The sequence below is a fragment of the Citrobacter cronae genome (assembly GCF_016893685.1).
Lineage (GTDB): Bacteria > Pseudomonadota > Gammaproteobacteria > Enterobacterales > Enterobacteriaceae > Citrobacter > Citrobacter werkmanii.
The window spans coordinates 4,843,012-4,861,513 of the sequence record NZ_CP069763.1 but is presented as its reverse complement, the minus strand read 5'-3'; the positions used below and the strand labels follow the sequence as shown (position 1 = coordinate 4,861,513).

Sequence of the window (18,502 nt, the reverse complement as noted above, 5' to 3'; positions counted from 1 at the left end):
ATCCGGCCTAAGGGCTGTAGACCGGATAAGCGTCGCGCCATCAGGCAATCACACCCAGTCGCGGACCTGAATAAACTTGCTAAGGGCAGCTTCCGGGCTGTTCGCTTCCGGCTGCCAGTCATACTCCCAGCGCACCAGCGGCGGCATTGACATCAGAATTGATTCCGTGCGCCCACCGGTTTGCAGACCGAACAATGTGCCGCGATCCCACACCAGGTTAAATTCGACATAGCGCCCGCGACGATAAAGCTGGAAATCACGCTCGCGCTCGCCCCAGTTCATCGCTTTACGTCGCTCAACAATGGGCAGATACGCCTCGGTGTAACCTTGCCCCACCGCCTGCATAAAGGCGAAGCAGTGGTCGAAACCCGGCGTATTCAAATCATCGAAAAACAACCCGCCAATGCCGCGCTGCTCGTTGCGGTGTTTAAGGAAGAAGTAGTCATCGCACCACTTTTTGTAACGGGGATAAACGTCATCACCGAACGGCTGACACAGATCCCGCGCCGTACGGTGCCAGTGTACCGCATCCTCTTCAAAGCCGTAGTAGGGCGTTAAGTCAAAGCCGCCGCCAAACCACCAGACTGGGTCGGCACCCGGTTTTTCCGCGATAAAAAACCGCACGTTGGCATGACTGGTCGGAATGTAGGGATTGAGTGGATGTACCACCAGCGAGACGCCCATGGCTTCAAAGCTGCGTCCGGCAAGCTCTGGTCGATGGGCGGTGGCCGAGGCCGGCATCGCGTCGCCGTGGACGTGAGAGAAATTGACGCCCGCTTGCTCGAAAATACCGCCGTTACGCAGCACCCGACTGCGCCCGCCGCCGCCCGCTTCACGCTGCCAGCTATCTTCACTGAACTCGGCGCCGTCTACGGCGGATAATCGCTGGCAAATATCGTCCTGCAGGCTAAGCAGGAACTGTTTTACGCGCTGTGCATCGGGCTTCATGATTAACGTTTCTTCGAGTGTGCTTTCTGGTTATCAAACCAGTGGAAATAACTGATGATGCCATTGGCGATAGCGGTAGCAATTTTTTGACGAAATGCCGCCGTACCCAGCAGACGTTCTTCTTCCGGATTAGTAATGAACGACGTTTCGACCAGTACCGAAGGAATTGAGGGTGATTTTAGCACCACGAAGGCGGCCTGTTCCGTGCTGCGACTGTGCAGACGGTGTACTGGTTTGATCTTCTTGAGAATATGCGAGCCTAACGTCAGGCTGTTTTTAATGGTATCGGTTTGCACCAGATCAAATAGCACCTGCTGCAACAAGTGATCTTTATCGGTGGTTTTTTTCCCGGCGACTTCATCGGCGCGGTTTTCGCGATCGGACAGATACTTTGCCATAGCGCTACTGGCGCCGCGATTGGACAGCGCGAAGACCGATGCACCCGCGGCGCTTGGGTTGGTAAAACCGTCGGCGTGGATCGACATAAACAGATCGGCCCCGTGTTTGTGGGCGATCTCGACGCGATCGTAAAGCGGAATAAATGTATCGCCAGAGCGGGTCAGGCGCGCATCAATCCCCTGATTGCGAAGAATAGAGCGCACGTTTTTGGCAATCGCCAGTACCACGTGCTTTTCTTTCGAACCGTTGCGTCCAATTGCGCCGGTATCTATCCCTCCGTGACCCGGATCAAGGACAACCACGCGTTTAGCGCCTGATTTTTTCGCTTTCGGTTTGCTGTGTCCATTATTGGTTTTTAGCGCTTCTTCTTTAGCGATGGCTTGCGACATGCCTGACAGCGTCAGGGCGGCCAGCCCGGCTTTCAGCACCTGGCGGCGCGATGTGAGTGTTTTTAGTGGTTTAAAAGTGCTCATACGGCCTGAGTTGTAAAAAAAGGTTCCAGACGTTATATCGTATCGCGTAGTCCGTTGCGACGGATCGGGATAAGAATTGTTTTACTTTTCATTTCAATACGTGACAATTCCGTATTATGCCATTTTTTCCGCCGCTTCGCGTCAGATATTGGCTAAATCAGCCGTTCGCGCCATAATCGCTTTTTAACGTCCTGAAAAGGTAACCAATACCATGGAAATACGCGTTTTTCGCCAGGAAGATTTCGAAGAGGTGATCACCCTCTGGGAGCGCTGTGATTTGCTGCGTCCATGGAATGACCCGGAAATGGACATTGAGCGTAAAGTAAATCATGACGTCAGCTTGTTCCTGGTCGCTGAAGTGAACGGCGAGGTAGTCGGTACGGTGATGGGCGGTTACGACGGCCATCGCGGCTCGGCCTATTACCTGGGCGTGCATCCTGAGTTTCGCGGTCGCGGCATCGCCAATGCGCTGCTTAACCGACTGGAGAAAAAACTCATCGCCCGCGGGTGTCCGAAGATTCAAATCATGGTGCGTGAGGATAATGATCTGGTGTTGGGGATGTATGAACGCCTGGGCTATGAACATGCGGATGTACTCAATCTCGGTAAGCGCTTGATCGAAGATGAAGAGTACTGAATTTCACCCCGCCGACTATGACGGTCACGGACGTCTGCGCCTGCCTTTTCTGTTCTGGTGCGTACTGCTGCTGCAGGCACGCACCTGGGTACTGTTTGTGATTGCCGGCTCTTCCCGGGAGCAGGGCAATACGCTACTGAATCTGTTTTATCCCGACCATAACGCGTTCTGGCTGGGGTTGCTTCCCGGCGTTCCCGCGGTGGTGGCTTTTTTACTCAGCGGGCGGCGTTTTGCGTTTCCTGTTTTGTGGCGCTGGCTGCGCGGATTGCTGATTCTCGCGCAACTGGTGCTGCTTTGCTGGCAACCGGCGATGTGGCTGGCAGGCGATCCTGTCAACGGCATCGGACTGGCGCTGCTGGTTGCGGATATCGTCGCGCTGGTCTGGCTGTTAACCAATCAACGTCTGCGCGCCTGTTTTTCCCTTGAGAAAGAATAACGGCACTTTTTGGCGAAACCGGACTCCAAGCAACGTTGATAAATAAGGAAGGAAGTGAAATGAAATCACTGCGTTTGACTTTATGCGCGATGCCGCTGCTATTGACCGGGTGTTCCACGCTGTCGTCGGTGAACTGGTCTGCCGCCAATCCGTGGAACTGGTTCGGTTCTTCAACGCAGGTCACTGAGCAGGGCGTCGGCGCGTTAACTGGCGCTACGCCGCTGGATGAAAAAGCTATTGCTGATGCGCTGGACGGTGATTACCGCCTGCGCAGCGGGATGAAGACCGATGACGGTAATGTGGTGCGCTTCTATGAAGCGATGAAAGATGACAAGCTGGCAATGGTCATCAATGGCAGTCAGGGAACTATCAGCCGTATTGATGTCCTGGACAGCGATATTTCATCAGACGCGGGTGTCGAAATCGGTACACCGTTTAGCGACCTTTACACCAAAGCCTTTGGTAATTGCCAGAAAGCAACCGGCGATGACAGCGCGAACATTGAATGTAAAGCTGAAGGAAGTCAGCATATTAGCTATATTTTTTCCGGCGAATGGAGCGGGCCTGAGGGCTTAATGCCGTCGGACGACACGCTGAAAACGTGGAAAGTCAGCAAAATCATCTGGCGGCGTTAATTTGCGTCTGAACAAATCGACTTGCTAAAAAAACAGGTAGAATAGCGCCAATCAATGCCACGAGGTCGTGGCATCTTTTTTTCAGGAGGAACAATGTCTCAGGTTCAGAGTGGCATTTTGCCAGAACATTGCCGTGCGGCGATTTGGATTGAAGCCAATGTTAAAGGCGACGTTGAGGCCCTGCGTGCGGCCAGCAAAATCTTTGCCGATAAACTGGCGACCTTTGAAGCGAAGTTCCCGGATGCGCATCTGGGCGCGGTTGTGGCTTTCGGCAACAACACCTGGCGTGCATTAAGCGGCGGCGTTGGGGCGGAAGAGTTAAAAGACTTTATCCCTTATGGTAAAGGCCTGGCGCCGGCTACCCAATATGATGTGCTGATCCATATACTCTCTCTGCGTCATGACGTGAATTTCTCCGTCGCGCAGGCGGCAATGGAAGCATTTGGTGACTGCATTGACGTTAAAGAAGAGATCCACGGTTTCCGTTGGGTTGAAGAACGCGATCTCAGCGGCTTTGTTGACGGTACGGAAAACCCGGCTGGTGAAGAAACGCGCCGTGAAGTCGCGGTGATCAAAGATGGCGTGGATGCTGGCGGCAGCTATGTGTTTGTGCAGCGTTGGGAACATAACCTGAAGCAGCTTAACCGCATGAGCATTCATGACCAGGAAATGATGATTGGTCGCACCAAAGAAGCTAACGAAGAGATCGACGGTGATGACCGTCCGGTTACCTCTCACCTGAGCCGTGTCGATCTGAAAGAAGACGGTAAAGGGCTGAAAATTGTGCGCCAGAGCCTGCCATACGGCACGGCCAGCGGCACACACGGTCTCTATTTCTGCGCCTACTGCGCACGTCTGCACAATATTGAGCAGCAACTGCTAAGCATGTTCGGTGACACTGACGGTAAGCGCGACGCGATGCTGCGTTTCACCAAACCGGTGACCGGGGGTTATTACTTTGCTCCATCGCTGGACCGACTGATGGCACTGTAATGTCGCACTATTATTAAGCAGCATTGCCCGCGGGCAATGCTGAACAGATTAAAACGGCGATACCACAACGGCTTCTGTAATAAGGAGCCGTTTTTTTTACACCCCATAAACTGCGTTTTCTTACATAAATAATATTAATGATTCTTGGAATTGCTTTTACATGAACGGATTTTCTTTCATCTAAAAAACAAGCGTGCGGCATGTCTTATATTATTTAGAATTCAAGCGGGTAAATTAAAGACGTCGCTCGGGGATGGCTATTGTTTTTGTTGGCGATATTATTTTGATGAATGAAAATGAATTTATTTATATTGTTTGGTGTATTGGTTTTTTCTTAAAATATAATTTGCGAGTATTTTTTCTATTTTTTGATGAATATAATGTCCGCTGAGGAATGATTAATTTATTTTATATGGTGCTTTTATGGAAGAGAGTAACCCATGGCCAACATTCGTTGATGCATTTTCAACGGTTTTATGTATTTTTATATTTCTGATGTTAGTTTTCGTACTTAACAGTATGTTAATCATGTATGAAAGCTCTAAAAAACGTTATGAAGCCCCTTTACTGGCTGAACAAACTGTTCAGCCAGTAGCCTCCTCGGTAAGTGGTAGCGGAGCCAGCAGTGGTGCTGTCAGCACAACACCCAATCAAACCCGTACGGGTGATCAAACACAGCCAGTTGAAGCAACTGCGGCAGACGATAATAAAAATCGTAGCCAGGATGCTGAGGCTGATATGTTGGCCGCTTCTTCTGCTTCTGCTTCTGCTTCAACTTCAACTTCAACTTCAACTTCAACTGATGCTGGCGCTGCTACCGGTGCAGATTTCGCCACCGCCTCTGATTCTACTGCCGCTTCAGCAGCATCTCCTGCAGACGAGTCAGAGCAAGCGGGCCGTGAAGATAAAAAAAGTGACGTGATTAGACTGGCCGACAACCAAACTGCCACCTCGATTAAAGGGCAAACTTCCGGTCAATTCGATACCTCGAAAGCGAATCCATCCTGGGAGACTCAGGGCAATCAGTTCATTGTTCATTTCAAATCAATGGAGCAAGGCTATCCGCAAGAAATCATTGATGAGATGGCTAAATGGTTTGGCAAAGATAAGCCGGTCAGCATTGTGGTTTATGCCTATGTCAGTCCCTCCATCGCTATTTCAGATGCGATGCGTCTGGCCTACGAGCGCGGTGTGATCCTGCTAAAGGTCGTCAAAAGCAAATATCCTAACACGGAAGTTTCTATCTCAGTCGTTAATGATGCAACAACGTTGACGAATAGTGCCGTCATTACCAAGAGTGAATGATAAATAATGAATAACTTAAAGCGGTATCATGCATTTATTATTGCATTAGTGTTCGCATTTCTGCCTGTTATTTTGCTGTGTATTCCTGGCTTACGCGCCTATGTTTTTGAAACATGGCATGTCGCGGCATTCTACAGTTCCATCATTATTATTATGTATCTGACCGGTACATTTATTGTTATTTTCTCATTTATTGAAATAAGTAAGTGTGTAAGCGTATTACGTAATAAGAACGCGCAGAAACACTCTTATTTGCTTGGTGATGCCAACAAGATTGTTTTCTCAGCAAGTCATGGCCTTGATGATGATACTGTAGCCACGCTGTATGAAAGCATGGATAACAGCGTGAATCGTAAGCAGAATCAGAGTCTGGCAGGGGTTATGACCTGCGCAAACCTGTCTACCATGATTGGCCTGTTGGGAACCTTCGCGGGTTTATCTATGACGATTGCCTCGGTCATCTCGTTGCTGGAGAAATCGCAAATCACCGGCGGTAACGAGGCGGATACGTTAGGGATTATCGTCAGTGTGGTCTCCTCGCTTGCTGAACCACTGAAAGGAATGAATACCGCATTCGTTTCATCAATCTATGGGGTGGTGAGCGCTATTTTACTTAATGTGATGTGTTCTTTCCTGCGTGGGGAATTCACCCGTTTAGCCATCGATTTACGCAATGCGCGCCTTGATTTCGTCAGAGAATGTCATGAGCGCAGTAAAACCTCTGCGATCGGAAAAACGAAAACCCTGCGTCTGATAACCGATCTGGACGATGTGATCAAAGAGTTCAAAGCGGGCATGTTTGGCTTTCAGGAACGCCTGACTAACGCATTTGACGCCAGCAACAACATGCTGAATTCACTTCTTAGCTGCACTGTAGAGGGGGCCAGCAAAACGGAGAAATTTAATGATGCCCTTATTGCTGCGGTTCATCAACAGGTTGAACAGTTACAGCATATAGACCAGTGCATCACGTCGAATCATTCCGCTTTGCTCGGGATTGAGAAAGAGCTCGGCGCATCTACGCAAGCTCTGGTCAACCAGGGAACACACCTTGCAGCGCTAACCGAAAGTCAATCTTTGCTGCAGACCAGTCAGCTACAAATGATGGCTACGGTTGAATCTCAGCGCGGTACGTTGGACGAATTACTGGTCGCGCAAGCGCAGACCCATCATGCCGTCCTGGAGGTCAATGATGGTATGGGACACCTTGATGCAAACGTGGGAGAACTACATACCGTTGCTGAGCGCCACTTTTGCGAGCAGGCTTCACTTCTGGATGGCATCTCCAACGCTGTGGAAACCGCCGAACGCGTCAACCTCGATCGCCATCATGAAACCGTCGCCACGCTGGATAGCCAGTCACAGACGTTTGAACCCCTGCTTGGACAAATTGCCGGAATGCACCGCAATCTGCAAAAAGAAATTAATGTCCTTAAGGAGAAAAAAAGCCATGAATAAATCCGTCATCGCTTTGCTTATCCTCGGGAGTTCGCTGCCGTTGGCCATCTGCGCTCATGCAGAAACGGAAGACCATACGTTGCCGCTGCGGACGTTAATTGTGGATGCGTTAAACACGCAACCTTCTGTGGCCATTGCATCCTGGGAGACCGAAATGCGTCACCAGGAGACAAACATGAGCAAAGCTTCTCTCTATCCGACGTTGGACGTTTCGTCAGAAGCCATCCATAAAAAAACGGACGAACATGATAATGAGCAGAACGTAGAGAATAAATTAACCCTCGCTTACCGAATTGCGGATTTTGGCGTCAGAAGCAGCAATATTTCTAAGTCTGAGCAGCAGGAAGAGGCCAGTAAGTACGATTTCCAACAAGAGTTGCTTACAACCGCACAAAAAACGGCCGATGCCTATTTGTCAGTGGAAAAAACCCGGCAGATACTTGCGGTGATCGACGACGAGAAAATCTTTTACAAGCAGATGCTGAATGATTTTTCCGAACTCATCGCCGCAGGCGCAGCAATGCAATCGGATATTCGTAAAGTTCAGGTATCTATCGACTCTTTAAGCACTCAGGAGTTGAATTTCCGCGCGCAACTGGATACGCAGTTAATGATGCTGCGTAATCTTACGGGAGACAATGTCACCGCTGAAAACCTGGGTAAGCTGCCTGATTTTTTCAATAAATACCCTTTTAATGTTGATAAAGATGCCGTTTATAAAAAAATCATGCAGGATAATCCGACGTATCTTTCTTTGACGAAGGCAATATCTGCAGCAAATGCTGAATATTCGGCGGCAAAATCAGCTAATTATCCGGTTGTAGATTTCAACGCCCACTACACGGACAATAATCCTTCCAAAGATGCGCAGCAGGATGATTATGAGGATGAACTCCAGGTTGGCGTTAAAGTAGGCTTTAACATTTTTAATGGCTTTAAGAACCAATCTGAAGCTGCCAAATTTAGTGCAAAATATACCCAGGCAAAACTGGGGCTTGATGATTTTATTTTTAAAACTCGCAATAGTGTTGATGCTTCTGTCTCTAAATATATGACAGGAAAAGATTCATTAGCAATATCTAAACGCTCCTATGAAAATGCCGGGAAACTCATTGAACTCTATAAAGAAGAGTTCAAATTAGGTCAAAAATCGCTACTCGACTTTATTTCCAGCAGGAATGAACATTATCAAGCTAACCTGACAATGATTGAGTCACAATTCTCTATCTATCAGGCGAAGCTTGAACAGATGGCTCAACTCGCCGATCTGTTACATGAACTGTATCTGGAACCTGGCCAGATACAGCCTAAAAGCGGTTCTATGTCGCAATGAACAGGAAACAGTGTGACCATCTGATGATGGTCATCGTCGTGATGACCCTCGTCATACTCCTACTTTTTAGCCTGATAAAGATAAATTCGGTCGTACATGGCAGCGGTGTCATTATCACCAAGGATAATACTCAGGTCGTTTCTCTCTCTAAAGGAGGAACGATTGATGCGATTCATGTCGCGGAAGGGGATTTTGTTACCAAAGGCCAGGTCCTTGCCGAAACATCAAACTTTGATATTCAGAAAGAAAACGAACGTACCCAAGCTCAGCACCGCTATCTTGCCTTATATATCAAAGAAATGATGTCCATTTTGGCCTGGAGGCAAGATTATACTCTCTTTGATATTAGCAATATCACGAATCAGGACTTGATTGGTAATATACAATTGTTAATTAGCCAGACCAAAACGAAGGATAATAAAATCAACAGCCTCAATTCTGAAATTGAGCGTTTAGGTATTTCTAAAATCAGCAAGAACAGCGAGCTAATGCTTGTTCAGGAAGAGGTTAATCTTCTTTCTCCTTTGGTTAAAAAGGGTATCAGTTCTTATACCACTCTGTTGGCAAAAAAACAGGCAGCAGAGCGTCTCAAGTCTGAGCTTATCGATCTTGAAAGCCAGGTAGTAGCGAAATCAGAAGAGATAAAGGTGATCCATAGCGAAATTAATGATGATGTCTTTACTTTTCGTAATACCTTGTCGAAAAACCTGGTCGATGCTCAACATGAAGCTGCGCTTAATGACTCTGCCATGAGTGTATTACAAAAGCAGATGAAAGAATCTCGCGTCCGATCGCCCATTGATGGCGTGATTTATCAAATTAACAAAAATGCCTTCACCAAAGGCGGTGTGATACAGGCTGCTGACTCGCTGTTTGAGATTAAACCAATGTCAACCAAAATGCTCGCGGAAGTAAAAATTCAACCTAAAGATCGCGATCAAATTTATGTTGGTGGTTCGGTTAACGTGAAAATTCTCTCATTTATTCTCTCGGGTTCAAAACCTTATACCGGTGTAGTCGAGCAAATCAGTCCTGACTCCTACGAAGATACGGTTAATGGAAATACAGTGAGGTATTACAAAGCTATCGTAGAGTTCACTATCGGTACAAAAGAACGTGATGTTATCAAACCTGGAATGACGGTAGATGCTTTCATTATTACAGGCAACCACAGCATATTAAAATACCTTGCCTCGCCATTGCTGCGTGGCCTTCAACAAGTTTTCAGTGAGCCGGTCATCACTGACAGTAAATCAACTCATTAATTCAGGGTGATAATATGAGTAATACTATTTTTGCAAGCAATGATTCAATTGTCGACTTACAGCAGTATGGTGCTATGGATAGTGCCAAAGTCGTCATTAGTGGGACCGACTTTAAATTTATTTTTCCGGGTAATGTGGTAGTTAACGTTATTAACGGTGCTCTTTATTCAAGCCTTGAAAATAACCACGTTCACTTCAAATTCCAGGGGCAGGATGTTTCAGGTCAGCAACTGCTGAAAACGATCGACTTAAGCAATCTTCAACTTGAACGGCTTGACTCTGCACTATCAGATCAGCGTCAGGATCGCGTGCTGAAAGATAATATTAATAAAATCAGCGAGATTAATGCGAAAGACCTTGAGGAAGCTAAAAAAGAGGCTGCTGATCTGAAGCATGAAGCAGAAAAAATGCGTGCTGAAGCTGAAGAGGCGCAAAAAGCTTCTGCAGAAGTTCAAAAGCAGCTTGAGGAGTTCCTCAATGATAAAGCGCAGAGCAATGGCCAAAATGGCGCAGCCTCTCAGAACCAGGGAGAAGAGCAGCTGGATGCCAGCCTTTACCATAAGAAATATGACGATGACTCTGTGGCTGAGGCCAGTCGACTCGTTTTCTCTGATTACTCATCCAGTTCGTCCAGTTCTTCAAGTTCATCAGAATCTGATGAAACGCCCATCGACGTAAAACCTATTGATGTGGCTCTTAAGCTTGATGACGGCAGTGATTCTGGGGTAAAAAACGATAATATTACCAACGTCACCACGCCGCAGTTTGTTGGTTCTACCGATCCCGGATTGACAGTTTCACTGCGCATTGATGGTGTGGTTGTCGCCGTCACGACCTCCGATGCGATGGGCAACTTTTCATTCAATAGCGGCACGGTGATGGCTGACGGACAACACAACGTCCAGGTCGATGTGACGGACGGGCAGGGGGGAAGCGGTAGCGCGAAAATTATCGTAACCATTGATACCGTCATCGCGGCTCCCACTTTTGAACTCGACGATCAGTACGCCATTCCTGCAGCCGATCGCATTGAGGGTGAAAATCTTACCCGTTTTACCGATGCGAAAATTATTGGTGAAGCCGAAGCAGGATCGCAGGTTGCTATCTATGCCAATGGCGTTCTGCTTACCACAGTCACCGTAGATTCTGATGGCGCCTGGTCGTATCAGTTTAGTGGTTCAGAATTAAATGAAGGCATTAATAATATTGAGATTGATGCTACGGATAAAGCGGGAAACACGGCATCAACGACCGGCGTTATTACGCTGGATACGATTCCCCCAGAAACACCCGTTATTATTCTTGATGAATCCAGTGATACGGGGATGTCCTCGACCGATAGCCTGACTAATGATAAAACGCCTTCTCTGCATGGTAATGCTGAACCGAACTCAACGCTCGAGTTATATCTTAATGGCTACAAAGTGGCCGATATCAGCGTGGATTCCATGGGGAACTGGCAATATACACTGCCGGAAAATAAAATTACCGCTGATGGTATTTATACTTTTGAAGTGGTCTCTTCCGATCGTGCGGGTAATACCTCAACCGCACAAATAGATGTGACTGTCGATACCGATATTGATGCATTCACACTGGCAATGGCTAGCCAGTCAGACAGCGGAGTTGCCGGGGACAATTATACCAACGATATTTATCCAGCGTTTACCGGTAAAACTGACCCAAATAGTCATATTGTGATCACTAACCTGACGACCGGGGAAAAGATTGAAATTGATGCTTCACAGAGTGGTAATTTCAGCTTTAACCTGGCGCAGGCCTCTGCAGAAGGGCTGAACGAACTCTCAATCACCGTAACCGATTATGCGGGCAACCAGCAAACCTTCAGCTACGAATATACTATTGATACGGTTGCTCCCGTATCGCCCGATATTGAACTGGATAAATACACCGTTTCAAAATCAGGCGATATTCTGACAAACGACGCCACGCCAGCCTTTACCGGTACAGCAGAAGCGGGCAGTACGGTGACGATTTATATTGATGGCAAGGCCTGTGGCACGGTGACGGCAAACCACGATGGTATCTGGTCGTTTACCTTGCCAAGCGATCTGGCTGATGGTAGCTATACTGCAGTGGCTTATGCGACTGACCTTGCGGGAAACGTTTCTCCATCATCTGCCGATTGTACTTTCACTGTCGATACCAGCACGACGTCACCGGTTGCCACGTTGCAGGCTGAAGATGATACGGGGATAAGCCAGACTGACTGGATCACCCGGCAAAATGATAATTTAACAATTGACGGGACCGCTGAAAAATACGCCACCATTACAGTGACGGTTGACGGTAAAGCCGTGGGCACTACCCAGGCTGATGCTAATGGCAACTGGCAGTTCGAATATGACCCTAATCCGGCGCTTTCCGATGGCGATTATACGCTGACTATTCAGGCTCAGGATGAGGTGGGGAACACATCGAGCAGTAGTTACGATCTGGTCATTGATACCGTCACCGTCACGCCGTCGCTTAAATTAGACACGGGTTCAGATACGGGATCGTCGAATGATGATGGTATCACCAAGGAAACGCAGCCGTTGTTAACCGGAACGGCTGAAGCCAACGCGACGATCGAGATCTTTATTGATGGTACCGTAGTCGGTCAGGTTGTCTCTGATAAAAATGGCGTCTGGAACTATCGTATCCCGGAAGAGGCGAGCTTAGCTGATGGCGAGCATGCCGTCGTTGTACGTGCAACAGATGCCGCCGGCAACAGCGCAAACTCGACCACGCTGGATATTGTGGTCGATAGTACGATGGAAACACCCACAATCCATCTTGATAGCGATAGCGGCATAAGTGATGCCGATCGCATTACCAATAACGCTTCCCCGATTTTCTCTGGTTCAGCCGAGGCTTATTCCAGCATCACTATTTATCAGGACGGGAAGGCCATCGGGAAAGTCAGCGCGGATGCTAACGGAAATTGGTCTTATAGCTTCACGGGATCGCAGGCGTTGACCGATGGAAGCTACATTTTTTATATCACGGCAACAGATGTCGCCGGCAACTCAGCGACATCAGAAAAAATTCAGGTCACCATTGATACCCAGGTTTCTATCCCTACGCTGGATCTGGCGGATGCGTCAGACACCGGCAGCCTCAACAGCGACAACATCACCCGGGACACCACGCCAACATTCTCGCTGGGCAATATCGATGCTGACGTGATCAGCGTGCAGGTCATTATCAACGGCACCGCCTATGACGCCGTGCAGTCAGAGGGCAAGTGGACCTTTACCGCCCCGGAACTGGCGGATGGCGACTATAGCATCAGTGTTATCGTCACCGACAATGCGGGTAATACCGCTAACTCGACCACACTGGCCATGACGGTGGACACCAGCGTGGCGGCGCCGGTGATCGCCCTGAGCGACGACACCGGTACCCCCGGCGACAACCAGACTAACGACACCACCCCGGGCTTTGCCATTGCCACGGATAACGACGCCATCAGCGTGATGGTGAGCATCGACGGCGGCACCCCGGTGGCGGCGACGAAGGMCGCGGACGGGCAGTGGCATATTGACAGCRCCGCGCTGGCCGACGGCGAYCACWCCATYGTGGCCACCGTCACCGACCTGGCSGGCAACACCGCRACGTCCTCACTGACCTTCACCGTCGACACCACGCTGTCGGTGCCGACCATCGATCTGGCGGATGCGTCAGACAGCGGCAGCAGCAACAGCGACAACATCACCCGGGATACCACCCCGGCCTTCACGCTGGGSARTATCGACGCCGACGTGACGAAGGTGCAGGTCATTATCAACGGCACCGCCTATGACGCCGTGAAGGCTGAGGGCAAGTGGACCTTTACCGCCCCGGARCTGGCGGACGGSGACTACAGCGTCACSGTGCAGGTSACCGACGACGCGGGGAACGTGCAGACCTCCACCGCGCTGGCCRTGACGGTGGACACCCGCGTGGCGGCACCGGTGATCGCCCTGAGCGACGACACCGGTACCCCCGGCGACAACCAGACYAACGACACCACCCCGGGCTTTGCCATYRCCACGGAKAACGACGCCATCAGCGTGATGGTGAGCATTGACGGCGGCACCCCGGTGGCGGCGACGAAGGACGCGGACGGGCAGTGGCATATTGACAGCRCCGCGCTGGCCGACGGCGATCACTCCATTGTAGYCACCGTCACCGACCTGGCGGGCAACACCGCAACGTCCTCACTGGCCTTTACGGTGGACACCACGCTGTCGGTGCCGACCATCGATCTGGCGGATGCGTCAGACAGCGGCAGCAGCAACAGCGACAACATCACCCGGGATACCACCCCGGCCTTCACGCTGGGGAATATCGACGCGGACGTGACGAAGGTGCAGGTCATTATCAACGGCACCGCCTATGACGCCGTGCAGTCNGAGGGCAAGTGGACCTTTACCGCCCCGGAACTGGCGGACGGSGACTACAGCGTCACGGTGCAGGTSACYGAYGACGCGGGGAACGTGCAGACCTCCACSGCGCTGGCTGTGACGGTGGACACCMGCGTGGCGGCGCCGGTGATCGCCCTGAGCGACGACACCGGCACGGCRGGGGATAACCAGACYMRCGACGCCACGCCGGGCTTCACTGTCAGCACCGATCCGGACGCGTTCAGCGTGATGGTGAGCATCGACGGCGGYAMSCCGSTGGCGGCGACGAAGRMCGCSGACGGGCAGTGGCATATTGACAGYACCGCGCTGGCCGACGGCGACCACACCATYGTGGCCACCGTCACCGACCTSGCSGGCAACACCGCAACGTCCTCACTGACCTTCACCGTCGACACCACGCTGTCGGTGCCGACCATCGATCTGGCGGATGCGTCAGACAGCGGCAGCCTCAACAGCGACAACATCACGAACGACACCACGCCGGCGTTCACGCTGGGCAGTATYGAYGCSGAYGTGACGAAGGTGCAGGTCATTATCAACGGCACCGCCTATGACGCCGTGCAGTCTGAGGGCAAGTGGACCTTTACCGCCCCGGAGCTGGCGGACGGSGACTACAGCGTCACGGTGCAGGTGACCGATGACGCGGGGAACGTGCAGACCTCCACGGCGCTGGCTGTGACGGTGGACACCAGCGTGGCGGCGCCGGTGATCGCCCTGAGCGACGACACCGGCACCCCCGGCGACAACCAGACCAACGACRCCACCCCGGGCTTTRCCATYRCCACGGAKAACGACGCCGTCAGCGTGATGGTGAGCATCGACGGCGGTAAGCCGGTGGCGGCGACGAAGGMCGCSGACGGGCAGTGGCATATTGACAGYACCGCGCTGGCCGACGGCGACCACWCCATYGTGGCCACCGTCACCGACCTNGCSGGCAACACCGCAACGTCCTCACTGRCCTTTACGGTGGACACCACGCTGTCGGTGCCGACCATCGATCTGGCGGATGCGTCAGACAGCGGCAGCAGCAACAGCGACAATATCACCAGCGACACCATGCCAGCGTTCACGCTGGGCAGTATCGACGCCGATGTGACGAAGGTGCAGGTTCTTATCAATGATACCGCCTATGACGTCGTGCAGTCAGAGGGCAGGTGGACCTTTACCGCCCCGGAGCTGGCGGACGGCGACTACAGCRTCACCGTGCAGGTSACTGACGACGCGGGGAACGTGCAGACCTCCACCGCGCTGGCCATSACGGTGGACACCMGCGTGGCGGCGCCGGTGATCGCCCTGAGYGACGACACCGGYACGGCRGGGGATAACCAGACTAACGACRCCACSCCGGGCTTTRCCATYRCCACGGAKAACGACGCCGTCAGCGTGATGGTGAGCATYGACGGCGGYAMGCCGGTGGCGGCGACGAAGGCCGCSGACGGGCAGTGGCATATTGACAGCACCGCGCTGGCCGACGGCGACCACACCATYGTGGCCACCGTCACCGACCTSGCCGGCAACACCGCGGACTCGGCCRCCCTGACCTTTACGGTGGACACCACGCTGTCGGTGCCGACCATCGAYCTGGCGGATGCGTCAGACAGCGGCAGCCTCAACAGCGACAACATCACGAACGACACCACGCCRGCSTTCACGCTGGGSARTATYGATGCGGAYGTGACGAAGGTGCAGGTTCTTATCAACGGCACCGCCTATGACGCCGTGAAGGCTGAGGGCAAGTGGACCTTTACCGCCCCGGAACTGGCGGACGGCGACTACAGCATCAGCGTGCAGGTGACCGATGACGCCGGCAACACCGCGACCTCGGCGGCGCTGGCTATCACGGTGGATACAGAGGTTCTGCCAGTCAATATTGTGCTGGATAAGACGTCTGACACGGGAGAGAGCTCGACAGATAATTATACTGCGGACACAACACCGACGTTTAAGTTCAGCAATATTCCGGACGATGTCGCCACTATTACCCTGACGTTGAGCACCGGGCAGCACTACACAATAGATCTGAGCAAGAGTACTTCTTTCACCCTACCTGATGAGTTGCAAGATGGCAGTTACACTGCAACTGTGACGGTGACTGACGTGGCAGGTAACAGTGCTGACAGTAAGATTAGCTTTACTATCGATACCATTGTCGATAAACCGACAGTCGAACTTGCGACGGTATCTGATTCGGGTGACAGCCAGACCGATGGGCTGACTAATGAGACGAAGCCGCAATTCCAGATTAGTGGCGTGGATACTGATGACGTCAATACGATTACGATAGCGATTGTGAGTAGCGATGGCAGCTATAAAGATAGTTGGACACTGGACAGTGAAACCTACGAAAGCGGAGCCTGGGCCTGTCCGGTTGCGCTGGACGATGGGCAATATACGATAACGGTCACGGTTGAAGACATGGCGGGTAATCAGAGCACCTCTGACGCTGCCAGGTTTGAAATAGATACTGTCACTCACATCGACTCTATCGTGCTTCTGGATGATACCGGTTCAAGCACCACCGATAACCAAACCAATGTGAATACACCTGAGTTTGCGATCGGCGTGCCGGATGATGTCACGCATGTCAGCATAATGATTGATGGTAAAGCGGCTGGTGAAGCTTCTAAACAGACCGATGGAAAGTGGCATTTTTCCACCGCGGTGCTCGCCGATGGAGCACATACTGTGTCGGTTACCGTAACAGATGAAGCGGGTAATACCAGTAATAAAGATCTCAATTTTACGGTTGATACGACCCTTTCTGTGCCGACGCTGCAGCTTTCAAGCGATAGCGATACGGGGCACAGTGATTCAGATAATGTCACTCAGGATGTGCGCCCAACGTTTGTGATCGGCAATATCGATAGCGACGTTGTCAGCGTTTCACTGACGATTAACGGTCAGACATGGCCTATTACGGTTGAAAATGGCAGTGCTACCTTTACCGTTCCCGCCGATCTGCCGGATGGGGTTTGGCAGGCCCAATTGACGGTTGTTGATGATGCAGGTAATGAAAAGACGACCTCACTCTCCGTGACCATTGACACCTCCACCAGCGTGGACGGTATTACTCTGCAAAGTGATACCGGCGTGCAAAACGACTGGATGACCAACGATTCCACCCCAACGTTTGCGATCACCGCGCCTGCTGATGCGCATGCTGTCACTGTCAGCATAGGCTCACTGACTCAGGATGCCATTTTCCAGGAAGGGAAGTGGGTGGTGACTCTGCCATCTGCCCTTGCGGACGGTGAATATACGCTTACGGTGACCGTTACGGATGACGCAGGCAATACGGCGAATCGCGCGCAAACATTCACCATTGACACCACCCTGGAGCCGCTCACCGTCAAGATGATGGCGGCGGATGACAGTGGTGTGGTAGGCGACAATGTTACCAACGATACAAAACCTACGTTTGAACTAGGCAATGTGCCGGCAGATGTTTACAGCATCGAAGTGACGCTGAACGGCGCGACGACAACCATTAAGAAACAAGCGGATGGCAGTTGGACCTATACTCCAGAAACCGCCCTTGTTGAAGGGAAATATACGCTGGATGTACGCGTTACTGATGAAGCAGGAAACCAAAGAACGTCGACATATGATTTCACCGTGGATACCTCGGTGGATATTAATTCCATCACTCTGACGACAGATACCGGGGATTCGTCCTCCGATGGCATCACGAATGCTGCCCAACCGATATTTAACGTCACCACCTCTGATGATGTCGTCAGCCTGACGGCAACGATTAACGGTCTTGCCTGTACCGTGGTGAAAAATGCCAACGGTGACTGGACCGTCACCTCGCCGATACTCTCTGTCGCTGGAGATTACACGCTGACCGTTACCGTTGAAGATGCTGCAGGGAACACCACCAGCGACACGAAAACGATCACCTTTGATAACCAGCTTTCCGTACCGACTATTGCGTTCGACGCGGGTGATGACACGGGTTATGACGCTACCGATCATTTGACGAGTAACAATAAGCCCACGTTCCTGATAAGCAACATGGACAGCGACGTGACGCATGCCGTCATTACGCTTGATGGGGTGCCGATTACGCTGACGCAGGATGGCAGCGGTAACTGGAGCTTTACGCCTCCATCGGCACTTTCGGATGGCAATCATAAAATGATCCTGGAAGTGCAGGATCGGGCGGGAAATACCTCAACGCAGACCTTCTCCTTTACAGTAGATAC

Annotated in this window: 11 protein-coding genes; 9 read left to right on the top strand and 2 right to left on the bottom strand. The window is 51.3% G+C overall.

Annotation, left to right across the window (positions count from 1 at the left end; all coding sequences use genetic code 11):
- Positions 1–48 precede the first annotated feature (48 nt).
- Both hemF and amiA read right to left on the bottom strand, forming a co-directional pair.
- Positions 49–948, bottom strand: a complete 900-nt coding sequence (hemF, locus tag JSN25_RS21040; RefSeq protein ID WP_150345287.1) for an oxygen-dependent coproporphyrinogen oxidase — start codon at positions 946–948, stop codon at positions 49–51.
- A gap of 2 nt (positions 949–950) precedes the next feature.
- Positions 951–1,820, bottom strand: coding sequence for an N-acetylmuramoyl-L-alanine amidase AmiA (gene amiA / locus JSN25_RS21035; protein WP_085049240.1), 870 nt, complete (start codon positions 1,818–1,820; stop codon positions 951–953).
- Positions 1,821–2,031: 211 nt separating this feature from the next.
- On the opposite strand from amiA, the gene JSN25_RS21030 reads away from it, so the two are divergent.
- From JSN25_RS21030 to JSN25_RS20990, 9 genes are all read left to right on the top strand, one after another.
- Positions 2,032–2,457: a GNAT family acetyltransferase gene (locus JSN25_RS21030; protein WP_006683546.1), complete on the top strand. Its 426-nt coding sequence runs from the start codon at positions 2,032–2,034 to the stop codon at positions 2,455–2,457.
- Entirely contained in the window at positions 2,444–2,893 is a 450-nt protein-coding gene (locus tag JSN25_RS21025) for a DUF2919 domain-containing protein (protein WP_038642510.1), read from the top strand. Before JSN25_RS21030 ends, JSN25_RS21025 begins: the two co-directional genes overlap by 14 nt.
- Positions 2,894–2,952: 59 nt before the next feature.
- A complete protein-coding gene (locus JSN25_RS21020) occupies positions 2,953–3,528 on the top strand; it encodes an RpoE-regulated lipoprotein (RefSeq protein ID WP_038642508.1) in 576 nt (191 codons plus the stop codon).
- A gap of 93 nt (positions 3,529–3,621) precedes the next feature.
- On the top strand, positions 3,622–4,521 hold the full coding sequence (yfeX, locus tag JSN25_RS21015; RefSeq protein ID WP_042306924.1) for a porphyrinogen peroxidase: 900 nt from the start codon (positions 3,622–3,624) through the stop codon (positions 4,519–4,521).
- A 423-nt stretch (positions 4,522–4,944) separates the two neighbouring features.
- A complete protein-coding gene (locus JSN25_RS22530) occupies positions 4,945–5,826 on the top strand; it encodes a hypothetical protein (protein WP_204525759.1) in 882 nt (293 codons plus the stop codon).
- Positions 5,827–5,832: 6 nt separating this feature from the next.
- On the top strand, positions 5,833–7,284 hold the full coding sequence (locus tag JSN25_RS21005; RefSeq protein WP_085049236.1) for a MotA/TolQ/ExbB proton channel family protein: 1,452 nt from the start codon (positions 5,833–5,835) through the stop codon (positions 7,282–7,284).
- Positions 7,277–8,617: a TolC family protein gene (locus JSN25_RS21000; RefSeq protein ID WP_204525326.1), complete on the top strand. Its 1,341-nt coding sequence runs from the start codon at positions 7,277–7,279 to the stop codon at positions 8,615–8,617. Before JSN25_RS21005 ends, JSN25_RS21000 begins: the two co-directional genes overlap by 8 nt.
- 23 nt (positions 8,618–8,640) lie before the next feature.
- Positions 8,641–9,882: an HlyD family type I secretion periplasmic adaptor subunit gene (locus JSN25_RS20995; RefSeq protein ID WP_159121833.1), complete on the top strand. Its 1,242-nt coding sequence runs from the start codon at positions 8,641–8,643 to the stop codon at positions 9,880–9,882.
- A 14-nt stretch (positions 9,883–9,896) separates the two neighbouring features.
- Positions 9,897–18,502: Ig-like domain-containing protein (locus JSN25_RS20990; protein ID WP_204525325.1), on the top strand; the 8,606-nt coding region annotated here is incomplete at its 3' end.